Genomic DNA, 627 nt, shown 5'->3' with positions numbered 1-627 from the left:
CCAATGTGAACCTGTTATTCATGAAGTGACCTTCTGTGGCGATGCGCGCCACCCGTTCGAATATCTGGCTGTTCCGGTGGGACCCGGTTATTGAGAGGCGCCGCACCGCTCAGCATGTGAACCGATGGGGGCGGGCGTTGATGAGTGTGCGGGTGTAGGGATTGTCGGACCGCGAGAAGATGAACTCCGAAGACCCGTAATCCACGACCCGCCCGTCTCTGAAAATGTAGACGGAGCTGCACATCTGCTGGACGATGGCGAGGTCATGGGAGATGAAGACCATCGTCATATCTCGCTCGGCAATGGTATCCTTCAGGAGCTTGACGATCTCCGCTTGAACCGAGACGTCGAGCGCCGACGTCGGCTCGTCCGCGACGATGATCTCAGGCTCTGCCAACAAGGCGCGAGCGATACAAACGCGCTGCTTCTGGCCACCGGAGAGCTGATGCGGATGGCGCGCGANCAATGGTATCCTTCAGGAGCTTGACGATCTCCGCTTGAACCGAGACGTCGAGCGCCGACGTCGGCTCGTCCGCGACGACGATCTCGGGCTCTGCCAACAAGGCGCGAGCGATACAAACGCGCTGCTTCTGGCCACCGGAGAGCTGATGCGGATGGCGCGCGAGC

General features: G+C 60.5%; 1 protein-coding gene and 1 pseudogene. Both read right to left on the bottom strand.

The features are described 5' to 3' along the window. Window positions 1–109: 109 nt before the first annotated feature. Window positions 110–466 (bottom strand): annotated as a pseudogene (locus tag BN1800_RS39730) (ATP-binding cassette domain-containing protein); the annotation flags it as partial. Further along, window positions 384–627: ATP-binding cassette domain-containing protein (locus tag BN1800_RS43570; protein WP_143534279.1), on the bottom strand; the 244-nt coding region annotated here is incomplete at its 5' end. The pseudogene BN1800_RS39730 and the gene BN1800_RS43570, both read right to left, overlap by 83 nt.

This window comes from Rhizobium sullae (genome assembly GCF_900169785.1).
GTDB lineage: Bacteria > Pseudomonadota > Alphaproteobacteria > Rhizobiales > Rhizobiaceae > Rhizobium > Rhizobium sullae.
This window is presented reverse-complemented; position numbering and strand designations above follow the sequence as displayed.